The organism is Bradyrhizobium sp. KB893862 SZCCT0404, assembly GCF_018130885.1.
Taxonomy (GTDB): domain Bacteria; phylum Pseudomonadota; class Alphaproteobacteria; order Rhizobiales; family Xanthobacteraceae; genus Bradyrhizobium; species Bradyrhizobium stylosanthis.
Genome location: NZ_JAFCLT010000005.1, coordinates 210456 through 223467, shown reverse-complemented (window position 1 = coordinate 223467; position 13012 = coordinate 210456). Strand labels below are relative to the sequence as shown.

At 64.6% G+C, this 13012-nt stretch carries 11 protein-coding genes and 1 tRNA gene; 6 read left to right on the top strand and 6 right to left on the bottom strand.

Annotated features, from left to right (window positions below; genetic code table 11):
- Window positions 1–4 precede the first annotated feature (4 nt).
- Together JQ617_RS21660 and JQ617_RS21655 are read left to right on the top strand one after the other, a co-directional pair.
- Window positions 5–598 (top strand): cytochrome b/b6 domain-containing protein, encoded by a 594-nt coding sequence (locus JQ617_RS21660; protein ID WP_212028062.1) that lies wholly within the window; start codon window positions 5–7, stop codon window positions 596–598.
- 178 nt (window positions 599–776) lie between these two features.
- Window positions 777–3278: an EAL domain-containing protein gene (locus JQ617_RS21655; RefSeq protein WP_212028061.1), complete on the top strand. Its 2502-nt coding sequence runs from the start codon at window positions 777–779 to the stop codon at window positions 3276–3278.
- A 12-nt stretch (window positions 3279–3290) separates the two neighbouring features.
- On the opposite strand, the gene JQ617_RS21650 is transcribed toward JQ617_RS21655, so the two are convergent.
- Both JQ617_RS21650 and trxA read right to left on the bottom strand, forming a co-directional pair.
- Window positions 3291–3968, bottom strand: a complete 678-nt coding sequence (locus JQ617_RS21650) for an LON peptidase substrate-binding domain-containing protein (protein ID WP_063685287.1) — start codon at window positions 3966–3968, stop codon at window positions 3291–3293.
- Between the two features lie 105 nt (window positions 3969–4073).
- Window positions 4074–4997 carry a thioredoxin gene (trxA, locus tag JQ617_RS21645; RefSeq protein WP_186467212.1) on the bottom strand — a complete coding sequence of 308 codons (924 nt, stop codon included), beginning with the start codon at window positions 4995–4997 and terminating at the stop codon, window positions 4074–4076.
- A 276-nt stretch (window positions 4998–5273) separates the two neighbouring features.
- Here trxA and JQ617_RS21640 point away from each other — a divergent pair.
- The 4 genes from JQ617_RS21640 (at window position 5274) to JQ617_RS21625 (ending at window position 8841) form a co-directional block, all read left to right on the top strand.
- Window positions 5274–5348 (top strand) — tRNA-Gly (locus JQ617_RS21640).
- A gap of 76 nt (window positions 5349–5424) precedes the next feature.
- Window positions 5425–6411, top strand: coding sequence for an NAD-dependent epimerase/dehydratase family protein (locus JQ617_RS21635; RefSeq protein WP_212028060.1), 987 nt, complete (start codon window positions 5425–5427; stop codon window positions 6409–6411).
- A gap of 382 nt (window positions 6412–6793) precedes the next feature.
- Entirely contained in the window at window positions 6794–8068 is a 1275-nt protein-coding gene (locus JQ617_RS21630; protein WP_212028059.1) for a PQQ-dependent sugar dehydrogenase, read from the top strand.
- 179 nt (window positions 8069–8247) lie between these two features.
- A complete protein-coding gene (locus JQ617_RS21625) occupies window positions 8248–8841 on the top strand; it encodes a c-type cytochrome (protein WP_063685279.1) in 594 nt (197 codons plus the stop codon).
- A 180-nt stretch (window positions 8842–9021) separates the two neighbouring features.
- Here the strand turns inward: JQ617_RS21625 and panE are convergent, their stop codons facing one another.
- From panE to JQ617_RS21605, 4 genes are all read right to left on the bottom strand, one after another.
- Window positions 9022–9945 carry a 2-dehydropantoate 2-reductase gene (gene panE, locus JQ617_RS21620; protein WP_212028058.1) on the bottom strand — a complete coding sequence of 308 codons (924 nt, stop codon included), beginning with the start codon at window positions 9943–9945 and terminating at the stop codon, window positions 9022–9024.
- Window positions 9946–10130: 185 nt separating this feature from the next.
- Entirely contained in the window at window positions 10131–10739 is a 609-nt protein-coding gene (locus JQ617_RS21615; protein ID WP_212028057.1) for a 2-hydroxychromene-2-carboxylate isomerase, read from the bottom strand.
- 105 nt (window positions 10740–10844) lie between these two features.
- A complete protein-coding gene (locus JQ617_RS21610) occupies window positions 10845–12194 on the bottom strand; it encodes an MATE family efflux transporter (protein WP_212028056.1) in 1350 nt (449 codons plus the stop codon).
- Window positions 12195–12279: 85 nt separating this feature from the next.
- Window positions 12280–12876 carry a DUF2239 family protein gene (locus JQ617_RS21605; protein ID WP_212028055.1) on the bottom strand — a complete coding sequence of 199 codons (597 nt, stop codon included), beginning with the start codon at window positions 12874–12876 and terminating at the stop codon, window positions 12280–12282.
- Window positions 12877–13012 lie beyond the last annotated feature (136 nt).

Below are 13012 nucleotides of genomic sequence, written 5' to 3'. Positions count from 1 at the left end.
TGGCTTGATCGACGAAGCGGGGACAGAAGCGCGCGGGGCGTCCGACAGGGCCCCCGCGGATCGGGCCGTTTCACGGACGGTTGCGGTCTGGGACCTTCCGCTCCGTCTCTGGCACTGGGCGTTTGCGGCCGGCATTCTCGCCGCCTGGTTCACACCCACGGTCTACGATCGGCTTCACCGCATCGTCGGCTATACGGTGCTTGGGCTGCTCGCCTTCCGTCTGGTCTGGGGCTTCTGGGGAAGCCGCTATTCGCGCTTCCGCATGGTCGGCGTCAGGCTGCGTGCCGCGCCACGCTATCTCTGGAATCTGCGCCGCGGCATCACCGGCCGTTATATCGGACTCAATCCCGCCGGCACCTTGATGCTGGTGGCGCTGCTGCTCGCCATCGCCGTCTCGACGATCACGGGCGCGATGTCGGTCACCGTGACCTTCTTCGGCGTCTGGTGGGTCGAGGACACCCACCATTACTCATCGGACGCGGTCATCGTGCTGGTCGTGCTGCACGTGGTGGGCGTGCTGTTGATGGGGCTTCTCCAGCGCGAGAACCTGATCCGCGCGATGATCACCGGCCGCAAGCGCATCCGCGGCCACCACTAGCCTTTCGTTGTTCCGTTCTCCGCACAGCCGGGCGCGGTCTTCCGCGCATGCCGGCAAATTGAATCGAACTGGAATCGTTAACGGCCCGGTAAGTATGCAATCGGGCGTTGCACAAAATTAACGCGATCAACGTCTACCGCGTACACCATCGGCACCATTGGCGATGGAGCTATATTGCATGTTCCGCGTTTTCTCCTGCCTGACGGCCGAGCACGATTGGCGGCTCGTTGTGCTCGCAGGTCTGGTCTGCTTCGCCGCAAGCATCGTCGCGGCCAGTATCTTTCATCGCGCCATCGCGACGCGGGCGAGAACGCGGTGGGTCTGGATCGCGATCGCCGGCGCGGCCATCGGCTACGGAATCTGGGCCACGCATTTCGTCGCGATGCTCGCCTACGAGCCTGGTGTCACGACCGGCTACGGCCTCGTGCTGACCGCGTTTTCGCTTGCGGCGGCCATGCTGCTGACCTCGGTCGGCTTCGGTGTTGCGGTCGGCGCGTCTCCCCGGTGGAGCGCGGCGGCAGGCGGCGTCATCATCGGCGGCGGCATCGCCAGCATGCACTATCTGGGGATGTGGGCCCTTGAAGTGCCCGGCCGGGTCAGCTGGTCATTGGACCTCGTGCTCGTCTCGATCATTGTCGGCACGTGTCTCGCCTATGCGGCACTGGCGGTTGCCCTCTCCCGGCAGGACTTTCGGGGCATGCTGGCGGCGGCAGTCCTGCTCACGCTCGCCATCGTATCGCATCACTTCACCGCCATGGGTGCCGTGCAGATTGCACCGGATCCCACCCTCGCGACGGATACGATTTCGCTGTCTCCGGCTTTCCTCGCGCTCGCCATCGCCGGTGTCGCGCTGTCCGTGCTGGGGATGAGCCTGATCGGCGTGCTGGCCGATCGTCGTCTGGCAAGCAGAACCGAAAGGTTCGAGGGCATCATCAGCGAGCTTTCGGTCGCCCGGCAGCAGCTCGAAGACTCCCAGCAGGAGCTGCGGGATCAGACGCTCCGGCTGGACACCGCGATCAATCACATGGTCGAAGGTCTTTGCATGTTCGATGCCGAGAAGCGGCTCGTCGTCTGCAACGAGCGTTATGCCCGGCTCTATCGGCTGCCGCAGGAACTGCTGCGGACGGGGACCTCGCACGCCGACATCATCCGGCATCGTATCGTGGAGGGCATTCTCAAGGGCGATCCCAGCGAGGGCGCCGCCGAGCAGTTCATCTCGAGGCTGGCAGCCCTGCCGTTCGATGCGGTCTCGAGCAGGATCGACGAGTTTGCGGACGGCCGGCTGATCTGCGTGACGCGACAGCCGATGGCCGGCGGCGGATGGGTGGCCACGCATCTCGACGTCACCGAGCAGCGCCGGTCCGAGGCCAAGATCACCCATATGGCGCAACACGACGCGCTGACCGATCTGCCGAACCGCGTGCTGCTCAGGGAGCGGATGGAGCATGCGATCGCGGTGACGCGCAACGGCGGGCTCGATCTGGCCGTGCTCATGCTCGATCTCGATCGCTTCAAGGAGGTCAACGACACGCTCGGACATCCGTCGGGCGATGCGCTGCTGCGCTCCGTCGCCGAGCGTTTGCGCGGATGCGTCACGGAAACCGCGTTGATCGCGCGACTGGGCGGCGACGAGTTCGCGGTGATCGATTACGTGACCAACCCGGCCGTGGAGGCCGCCGCCCTTGCCGAGGCCATCAGGAAGGCGCTCTGCGAACCCTTCGATCTCGGCGATCATCGGGTCACGGTGGGCACCAGCATCGGCATTGCCATCGCGCCGCGCGACGGCAACGATTCCGACGTGATCCTGAAGTGCGCGGATCTCGCGCTCTACTCGGCCAAGAGCGGCGGACGCGGTGCATTCCGCTTCTTCGAGCCGGAGCTCGACGAGCTCATGCATGCGCGGCGCAATTTGGAGCGCGACATGCGGGCCGCGCTGGCCGGCCGTCAGTTCGAGCTTCACTACCAGCCTTTCGTCAACGCCGCGACCGGCAAGACCAGCGGCTTCGAGGCCCTGCTGCGCTGGCATCACCCGAAGCGCGGCCTGGTCCTGCCGGGCGAATTCATTCCGCTCGCGGAAGAGACCGGCCTGATCGTGCCGCTGGGAGAATGGGTCCTGCGAACCGCCTGCGCGGAAGCCGCCAAATGGCCCGCCGATGTCAGGATCGCAATCAACCTGTCTCCCGCGCAGTTCAGGAGCAAGGAGCTCGTTCCGGTGATCGTCGGCGCGCTGGCGAGTTCAGGGCTTGCGCCGCACAGGCTCGAGCTCGAAGTCACCGAGACGGTGATCATGCACGACAGCGAAGCCGTCTTTGCGGTGCTCGCCCAGCTGCGCGAGCTCGGCGTGCGGATTGCCCTCGACGATTTCGGCACCGGTTATTCATCGCTGAGCTTCCTGCAGAGATTCCCGTTCGACAAGGTCAAGATCGACCGCAGTTTCGTCCACGAACTGTCCAGCGCGCCGGCAGAAGCGCGCCATCTCGCGCGAGCCGTGGTCCGTTTCGCAGTCAGCCTCGGCAAGACCACGACCGCCGAAGGCGTCGAAACCAAGGAGCAGCTCGACATCCTCCGCGAGGAGGGGTGCGCCGAAACGCAGGGCTACTATTTCAGCCGGCCGATGCCCGCATCCGACGTCGTCAAACTGCTGCGGCGAGTTTTTGGCGCATCCACCCGCGCGGCGTGAGCCGCCGGATTCTCACTGCAGCGGCGGATCGCCGCTGGTGCGCTTCTTGGCGAGATCCATCTCGGTGACCGCGATCAAAATCTCCGCGCGCGTCTTGAGGTCGGGCGCCTCAAGCATGGCCTGCTTCTCGGCAGGGCCGTAAGGCGACATCATCGCCAGCGCGTTGACAAGCGCCTCGTTGGGCGCGCTCTCGACGCCTTCCCAGTCCACCTTGAGATTATTGGCCTTCAGGAAGTCCGCGAGCACCGACAGCAGGGCCTCGCGATCGACCTCGTCCTCGCCCATGCGCGCGGTGAAATCGTCGACGAAGGCGAAGAAATCCACCTTGCATTGCCGGTATGCGGTGAGCACCTCGAGCTCCTCGACCACCTTGAAGCGCGCGACACCGGTGAGCTCGAGGATGTAGCGGCCGTCGCCGGATTCGGCGAGCTGGGTGATACGGCCGACGCAGCCGACGCGGAACAGCGCCGGCTTGTCGGAATTCTTCGGCGAGTGCGCCACGTCGGGCTGGATCATGCCGATCAGGCGATGGCCGTCGCGCAAGGAATCGTCGACCATCGCGAGGTAGCGCGGCTCGAAGATGTTGAGCGGCATCTGGCCGCGCGGCAGCAGCAGCGCGCCCGGCAGCGGAAACACCGGAATGATCTCGGGGAGGTCGGCGGGTCCGCGATATTCGATGTTGATCGGCATCTGGTCCCCGCTGACTGGCTAGAGCATGATCCGGACCCGAAGGGCCGCGTTAGCGCAAAGAGTGCTGCGGTTTTCCGCCAAGATCATGCTCCAGCAACAAAACGCCTACGAAAACAGGATCGTCGACAGGCGCTTGCGTCCCTCGACCGTTGCATCATCCATGCCGCCCCAGGCCTCGAAGAACTGCACGAGCTGCTTACGGGCGCCGTCGTCATTCCACTTGCGGTCGCGCCTGACGATCTCGAGCAGCTGGTCGGTGGCGGCGGCACGATTGCCCTGCGCGTTGAGCGCGGTGGCAAGGTCGAACCGCGCCTGATGATCGAGCGGGTTTGCGGCGACTTTCTGTTCCAGCTCGGCCACCGGCCCGAGCTGCTGCGCCTGCTCGGCGAGATCGATCGCGGTCTGCACCGCCTTCACCGCGGGATCGTTGCGCTTGGATTCCGGCACCATGGCCAGCGTCTGCTTGGCCTGCTCCATCGCGCCGGAGACGGCGTAGCACTTCGCAAGGCCTGCAAGGGCCGCGATGTTGGTCGAATCATACTGCAGCACTTCCGCGTAGATCTGGGCAGCCGCAGCGGCATCGCCCTCGGCGAGCACGGCCTCGGCCTCCTGCAGGATCTCGGCGATATTCGGCTCGCCCGGCGCAGTCATGCCCTTGGTCAGCTTTTCGATGAAGGCATTGACCTGGCTCTCGGGCACCGCGCCCATGAAGCCGTCGGCCGGCTGGCCGTTGACGAAGGCGATCACGGCCGGGATCGACTGGATGCCCATTTGGCCCGGGATCGCCGGGTGCTGGTCGATGTTCATCTTGACCAGCTTGACCTTGCCCTTGGCGGCCTTGACCGCCTTTTCCAGCACGGGCGTGAGCTGCTTGCAGGGGCCGCACCACTCCGCCCAGAAGTCGATCAGAACCGGCTGGCGCTTCGATTCCTCGATCACGTCCTTCACGAAGGCCTGGGTGGTGGTGTCCTTGATCAGATCGGCCGCAGCCGGGCCCGCCGCTCCGTTACCCTGGTCGATGATCGTCACGGGATCCCCTCGTCTGATGTCTGGAATGGCGGCTCTTTAGCACGTCGCCGATTCATATGCTGTGTTGTCGGCCCCTAAAATTGGGCCGGGACGGCCGAATTTCAATCCGGGGCGGCCGATTCGGCGGTTCCAGGACGTTTTCGGGCGATTCGGTCGCATTCGGGGTCGATATAGGGCCTCAAGAAGCGAATCTATCCCTCCGGTAGCTGTTGCATTCGCCGCCCGCTTTTGGCATACGACAGCCGTTGCCGGCGCGTCATGCGACCGACACAGGATGCGGGTGTAGCTCAGTGGTAGAGCACGACCTTGCCAAGGTCGGGGTCGAGGGTTCGAGCCCCTTCGCCCGCTCCAATTTTTCCCAGAGCATCCAGCCAAACCAGACCGGGCCGCGGTTTTCCGCGCCGGTGGCGGCTGTATGGGGTTTGCAATGACAATTCTGGTTACGGGCAGCGCCGGCCATCTCGGTGAGGCCACCCTGCGGACGCTCCGCGGCCGCGGCTCGCCTGCGCGCGGCATCGATCTCAAGCCTTCGCCCTTCACCGATGCCGTCGGCTCGATCGTCGACCCAGGCTTCGTGCGGGAGCAGATGGACGGCGTCACCGTCGTGATCCATTCGGCGACGCTGCACAAGCCGCATGTGGCGACGCACTCCAAGCAGGACTTCGTCGACACCAACGTCACCGGCACGCTCAATCTGCTCGAGGCGGCGGTGGCCGCCGGCGTGAAAAGCTTCGTCTTCACCAGCACGACCAGCGCGTTCGGCTCGCAGCTTCGCCCTGAAGCCGGGCAGGCCGCGGTATGGGTCACCGAAGATCTGGCGCCGGTGCCGAAAAACATCTACGGCACCACAAAGCTGATGGCGGAGAATCTGTGCGAGCTGTTCTTCCGCGAGCGCGGTCTGCCGGTCGTTGTCCTGCGGACCTCGCGTTTCTTTCCGGAGGACGATGACGATCCGGCGATGCGATCGGCCTATGCACTGGACAATGCGCAGGCCAACGAGCTGCTCTATCGCCGGCTGGACATCGCGGACGCGGTGAGCGCGCATCTGCTGGCGGTCGAGCGCGCACAGAAGATCGGCTTTGGCCGCTACATCGTCTCGGCGACGAGCCCGTTCGAGCAGCGCCACCTCGCCCCGCTTGCGCGTGATGCGGCCGGTGTCGTCCGCGAGCTCCATCCCGACTGCGAGGCGCTTTATGCGGCGAGCGGCTGGCGCCTGTTTCCGCAGATCGACCGCGTCTATGTCAACGAGCGCGCCCGGCGCGAGCTCGGCTGGCGGCCGAAATTCGACTTCGCCCATGTGCTGCGCTGCCTTCGCGACGGCCGCGATTTCCGCAGCGCGCTGGCGCGCGAGGTCGGCGCGAAGGGCTATCACGATACGCTGTTTAACGACGGTCCCTACCCCGTCGCCCCGTAAGCGCCGCATTCGTCATTTTGCCCGATGCATCAAGTGTCTGTGCGGCGCCACCGGGAGCAAGCCGGGCCGGCGCCGCTCTACTGTGCATGGGGTTGTTTTCGAAGTTTTGTTTTGATGCCACTTCGCGCTGCCTGAAAATTGGCCGCGCGCGAAGTTGATTCCGCGCTGCAGCGAGAGCGTTGTTGCCGGCCGGCGCGCGCCGGGAGCAAATCAGTCTCAATTTTTACTGAGCGCAATCACAGCGCACGCGGCCAGCTTCTCACCGCCCGCAGATGTGCTAACCTTTTTGCGTCTGCCTCTCGACAGACTCCGAACTTCGCCTACTCAAACCAGCAAAACAAAGAACGTGCAGCCCTGACGGCTGCCTTAGGGGAGTGACGCGATGACATCGATGTTCCATCGATCCGTGTTGGCGCTTGCGGCCGTGGCCCTTCTTGCCGGGACCAGCGTTGTCAATGCGCAGCAACAGGACAAAAACCGGGCACTGAAGAAATACGAATCCGGCACCAAGGAATTCTGGACCCATCCGCCGGATGACTGGTTCCTCGGCGACGAGACCGAGGCGCAGAAGGGCCTCGCGCCGCCCTCGGGGCCGCCGACCGGCGCGTCCGAGGCCGAGCTGGCGACGATGATGAAGAAGATCAAGCTGCCGCCGGGCTTCAAGATCGAGGTCTATGCGCCCGGCGTTCTCGCCGCGCGGCAGATGGCCTGGGGCAGCAAGGGCACGCTGTTCGTCGGCTCGTTCGGCCTCGGCAACGTCTATGCCATCAAGGACAACAACGGGAAGAAAGAGGTCAAGACCATCCTCAAGGGGCTGAACATGCCCACGGGTCTTGCCGTCAAGGATGGTGCGCTCTACGTCATCGCGGTCGACAAGCTGATCCGCTACGACGACATCGAGAACAAGCTCGACAATCCCGGCGAGGGCAAGGTCGTCTATGACGATATGCCGTCCTATGCCGCGCATGGCTGGAAGTACATCGCCGTCGACAAGGACGGCTGGTTCTTCCTGCCGTTCGGCCCGCCCTTCAATGTCGGCATTCCCCCGACCAGCGTGTCGCAGATCCGCCGCGTCGATCCCAAGACCGGAAACGCCGAAATCTGGGCGCTCGGCGTCCGCAATTCGGTCGGCGGCGACGTCGACCCGCGGACCGGCAAGTTCTGGTTCACCGAGAACGCCCGCGACTGGATCAGCGATGATCTGCCCAGCGACAAGCTGAACATGATCAACAAGATCGGCGAGCACTTCGGCTATCCCTATTGTCACCAGGGCAACCTGCCCGACGACAAGTTCGCGATGGGCCACAAGTGCTCCGAGTTCACGCCGCCCGTGCTGAACCTCGGCGCACACGTCGCTCCGCTCGGCATGAAGTTCTACACCGGCGATCAATTCCCCGCCGACTACAAGAACAACATCCTGATCGCCGAGCACGGCTCCTGGAACAGGCACAAGTACCAGGGCGCCCGCATCATGCGCGTGATCGTCGGGCCCGACGGCAAGAACGCCAAGCAGGAGGTGTTCGCCTCCGGCTGGCTCGAGGGCGATCAGGGCTATCTCGGCCGTCCCAACGACATCATCCTCGCCAAGGATGGATCGATCCTCGTTGCCGACGACTGGGCCGGCGCGATCTACCGCATCAGCTACAGCAAGAAGTAGCGCAAGACGAAACGGAGGCTGCGACCGCGCGACGGCCGCAGCCTCTTTCATTTCAACTTCGACGCCGTTTCGGATTGCGCGCCAGCGCAAGCCCGGAACCCATGACCCCAAATCGTGGTTATGGATTGCGGGCGACGCTCGCCTCGTAATGACGCGTTCGACAGATCGGAATCCCCACCATGCGCCGACAGTTTTCTTCGTATGCCATCGGCGCACTCTCGCTCGCGGTGCTCGCATTCGTGCCCGCAAATGCCGCCGACAACGCTGCGATCAAGGAGAAGGCGGCCGTCTGCTCCGGCTGTCACGGCGAGAACGGCATTTCGCAGACGGAGAACATTCCCTCGTTGGCCGGCCAGCCCGATCAGTTCATCCAGTGGCAGCTCGTGTTCTTCCGCGCAGGCTCGCGCAAGAACGACCAGATGCAGCCGATCGTGGAAGAGATCACCAACGAGGACATCCGCAATTTCGGCGCCTATTTCTCGCAGATGACGCCGCCGAAGGCAGCGGAAGACAGCGATCCGGACCTGTCGAAGAAGGGCGCGCAGGTTGCCGTCGGCCGCCGCTGTGCGTCATGCCACACCGACAGCTTTGCCGGCACCAAGGCGGTGGCGCGGCTCGCCGGCCAGCGCGAGGAATATCTCGTCAAGGCGCTGCGCGACTACAAGGCCGGCGTGCGCGTCGGCGGCGGCGTCGCCGCGATGGCCGACGTCGCCTATCACATGAGCGACGAGGAGATCACGGCGGTCTCGCACTATCTGGCGTATTTCAAGTAGCGCGCGGCTGTTGCCCGCGCCGTCGTCCCGTGGCGCGCCAAGCGCGAGCCCGGGACCCATAGCCACAGCGTCAAGTTTGGCGAAGACTCGTGGTGACCAGCTCGCGCCATAACCACTCCCTGTGGTTATGGGTCCCGGGTTCGCACTGCGCGCGCCCCGGGACGACGATCGCGTGCGGAGTTACCCCGCCCGCTGCTTCTCGTACGCCTTCAGATGCGTATACGCGATGCGCAGCTTCGGCACCGGCACCTTGGCGGCATCGGCGCGCGCGATGAGGTCGCCGATGACGTGATCGGCTTCGACCGGCAGCCCCGCCTTGATGTCGCGGAACATCGAGGCGGTCATGGGCGAGCCCTCGGCGGTGATGTTGCCCTTCACTCGCTCGAAGAACGGCCCGCCCGGCGGATAGCCGGAGGCGGTCGCAATCGCGCTGGTCTCGTCGAGCATGCCGAGCAGGAAGTCGCGGCCGCCGGGTGCGGCGAGGATATTGCCGACGGAGGTGCGCATCAGGCTGGTGCTTGCTGCCAGCGAGGAGAGGAACACCCACTTCTCCCACATGTCCTGCATGATGTTCTGGCTGGCGGTGGCGCCATTGATGCCGCTCTTGAAGGCCTCGTCGATCGCCTTGACGCGGTCCGAAAGCTTGCCGTCGCGCTCGCCGTAATTGAGCGACTGCATCGGCTGGAGCTGCACCACCTCGCGCTTTTCGTTCAGCGTCGCCGCGATGGCGCAGAGGCCGCCGAGCACGCGGCCCTTGCCGAATTTGGCATCGAGGATGTCGAGATGCTTCATGCCGTTGAGCATGGGGATGATCGCCGTATTCGGTCCGACCGCGGGCGCGAACGACTTGATGGCGTCGTCGAGGTCGAACGCCTTGCAGCTCAGCAGCACGACGTCGAACTTGTCCTTGAGCGCGTCGGCCTGAACGGTCGGCGGATTCTTCAAGGTCACGTCGCCGTTCGGGCTCTTGATGACGAGGCCGGCGCTCGCCAGCTCGCCGGCGCGCTTGGGGCGCACCAGGAAGGTAACGTCGCGGCCGGCCTGCAACAGCCTGCCACCAAAATAGCCGCCGATGGCGCCGGCGCCGACCACGAGGATACGCATGGGAAATTCCTTATTGTTGTTTCTTACCGTCGCCCTGGCGAACGCCAGGACCCATTACCCCAACTGCTCGTTATCGGACAAGTTGGAGCACCAGCTCGTCCTAGCAATAACCCTCGGTGGTTATGGGTCCTGGCTTTCGCCAGGACGACACTGACGAGACTACTCGTTTTCAGGGAGAAGCGGGATCACTTCTCCAGCACCATCTCCTCGACCTCGCGCAGCTGCTCCTTGCCGAAGAACATCTCGTTGCCGACGAAGAAGGTCGGCGAGCCGAACGCGCCGCGGGCGACCGCCTCCTCGGTGTTCTTGATCAGCGCGGCCTTCACCTCCGGCTCCTGCGCGCGGGCGAACAGTTTTTGCGCATCGAGCCCGGAGGACGCCAGCGCCTTCGCCGCAACCTCGGGATCGTCCATTTTCTTCGGCTCGCGCCACATGTGGTGGAAGGCGGCCTCGACGTATTTTTCGAACACGCCTTCGCGCTGTGCGGCGATCGCGGTGCGCATCAGGTTCAGCGTGTTGACCGGGAAATTCGGATTGAAGACATAGGGCTGGACCTTGAAGCGCTTGATGAAGCGCCCGGTCTCGACCTGCTGGAATTCACGCTTGTTCTTGATGCCGGCGAGCGTCTCGGCCGGCGACTTGTTGTTGGTCGATTTGAAGATGCCGCCGAGCAGGATCGGCACATATTCGAATTTGACGCCGATCCGCTGTTCGATCGCCGGGATCGCCAGATGGCTGAGATAGGCGTTCGGGCTGCCGAAATCGAACAGGAATTGCGGGGCTGTGCGGGTCAAATTCATTCTCCCTGATCTGGCTTTCTGAGCTGACCTTTCTCTCCATTGTGGCGCAGGCCGCGCCACAGGTCCATTGTTTAATGATGGTCATAATACTTTGACCGGTCAGACCAGACGCCGGATCGCTCGCCTGCGCCACACCAGCAGGTAATACCCCATCTGCAAAAGGAACATGGCGCAGAACACGATCGGATAGGCGGCCCACACGCCCTCGAGACCGATGGTGCGGCTGAGGATGATCGCGGCCGGCAGTTCGATCGCGACGATTGCGAAGATCGACAGCAGCATCGGCGTGAAGGCGACGCCGGCGGCGCGCATCGCGCCCGAGAACACGGTGGCGAGACCGAACGGCACCGAGCTCCACAGGGCGATGTCGAGCAATCGCTTCGCTAGATCGAGCACGGCGCCGTCGGTGATGAAGATGCCGAGCACGGCGCGCGGCGCAAGGTAGATCAGCGCGACCAGCCCGCCGGTCAGGACGATGTTGAACGCAAGACCGGTGCGCACGATGGCGTCGAGCCGCGCCCTGTCGCCGCCGCCGATCGCCTGTGCACCGAGGATCGAGACCGCGATCGAAATCGACATCGCCGTGAACTGCGTATAGCCCATCACCTGGTTGACCGCGCCATAGGCCGCGGTGGCGTTCGAGCCGAAGCCGTTGACGAGGCCGAGCAGCACCAGCTCGGCGATCGCCATCACCACCATGCCGATCGCGCTCGGCAGGCCGATGCCGAGGATTTTTCCGAGCATCGCGCGATCGAGCCTGAGATGGCGCAGCAAGGCGGCGTTCGGGACCAGCGCATGCTTCTTCCGCCGCAGATAAGCGGCCAGTGCCATCAGCGTCAGTGTGTTGGCGATGGCTGCCGCCCATGCCGGGCTGGTGATGCCGGCAGGCGGCAATCCGAACAGGCCGCGGATCAATAGTGGCGTCAGGATCAGGCCGATCGTCGTCGACAGTGCCAGCGCCAGCAGCGGCGTGAGCACATCGCCGACGCCGCGGATCATCGCAGTCATCAGCAGGAAGACGAAGCCGAGCGGCATCGTGAGCAGCATGATGCGCGCATAGGCGCTGGCCTGGTCGAGGATGTCAGCGGGCGTCGCGAGCACCGTCATCAATTGCCGGCTGAAGATCCCGCCGGCCAGCGCGACCGAGACCGACAGCAGGAGGCCGACTGCGAGCGTGGTCCCCACCACGCTCTTGATCTTGCCAGGCTCGCCCGCACCAAACGCCTGGCCGATCAGCACGGTCGCGCCGGTGCTCAGGCCCATAACGAAGGCGAACAGGAAGAACATCACCGGGAAGAACGCCGATACCGCGGCGAGCGCGTCGACGCCGATCATCTGGCCGAGATAGACATTGCTGACGGTGCCGAACAGCGATTGCAGCGCATTGCTCAGCATCAACGGTGCGAGGAAGCGGAGGAACGTCGTCCAGAGCGGTTTTGGAGCGGACATGGATCGGCCTTTCATCAGGGCGTGCGAAGCCGTTGCCGCGCAATGCGCGGCTCGGCTGTCGATGGGGTTGTGAGAGAGCGCGCCCTTAGGCGCGGTCGCTGTAGGCGAGCTTGACGATGTGGTCGCGGACGTCGGTCGGCCAGTCCGCGATCAGTCCGGTGAAGCGGCGCCGGTCATCGGCGAACAGCGCGCGCGAGGCCTCCTCGAACTGCGGCAGATTGCCGGCCATGGTCGACATGAAGTGATAGGCCGCATCGCGCGCCTGCCGCTCGCGGTCCTTGTCGCCGCTCGCGCGCCGTGCCTCGTCGACGAGTTTTCGCAAGGCGACCGAGGCGCCGCCCGGCTGCGCGCCGAGCCACTCCCAGTGCCGCGGCAGCAGCGTCACCTCGCGCGCGACCACGCCGAGCTTCGGCCGGCCGCGCCCGCGCGGCTCGCTCGGCGATGCGGTCTCCTCGACCGGGGGCGGGAGAAGCTTTGCGAGGCGTGCCAGCACCTCGCGATCCCCGCCGCGCAGATCGAAATCGATCGACCGGCCCGTGGCGTCCTCGAAGATGATGATGGGCTCGTCCGGCCGCGACGCCACCCGCTTGACGACCAGCGCGACCTCGCCTGCCGGTCCGGACACCAGGCGCCGCTGGCCCTGGAAGGCGGTGAAAATCTTCTGCATTGGAATCATTGCCATATTTGCTGACGTTGGGCGGTTTAATACCCGGGTAAATTCTGAACGTCAATATACCCGGGTGAAAATATCCGCACCCGGTGCTCGACATTGTGTTCCCGGGCTGGCACGAACGGCCCGGCCGATCGACTATGCCTAG

Excerpts from the sequence above, each read along its gene's own strand:
- JQ617_RS21630 (WP_212028059.1), top strand. The coding sequence starts at position 6,794 with ATGACATCGATGTTCCATCGATCCGTGTTGGCGCTTGCGGCCGTGGCC.
- JQ617_RS21610 (WP_212028056.1), bottom strand. The coding sequence starts at position 12,194 with ATGTCCGCTCCAAAACCGCTCTGGACGACGTTCCTCCGCTTCCTCGCA.
- JQ617_RS21605 (WP_212028055.1), bottom strand. The coding sequence starts at position 12,876 with ATGGCAATGATTCCAATGCAGAAGATTTTCACCGCCTTCCAGGGCCAG.
- JQ617_RS21650 (WP_063685287.1), bottom strand. The coding sequence starts at position 3,968 with ATGCCGATCAACATCGAATATCGCGGACCCGCCGACCTCCCCGAGATC.
- JQ617_RS21635 (WP_212028060.1), top strand. The coding sequence starts at position 5,425 with ATGACAATTCTGGTTACGGGCAGCGCCGGCCATCTCGGTGAGGCCACC.
- JQ617_RS21655 (WP_212028061.1), top strand. The coding sequence starts at position 777 with ATGTTCCGCGTTTTCTCCTGCCTGACGGCCGAGCACGATTGGCGGCTC.
- JQ617_RS21625 (WP_063685279.1), top strand. The coding sequence starts at position 8,248 with ATGCGCCGACAGTTTTCTTCGTATGCCATCGGCGCACTCTCGCTCGCG.
- panE (WP_212028058.1), bottom strand. The coding sequence starts at position 9,945 with ATGCGTATCCTCGTGGTCGGCGCCGGCGCCATCGGCGGCTATTTTGGT.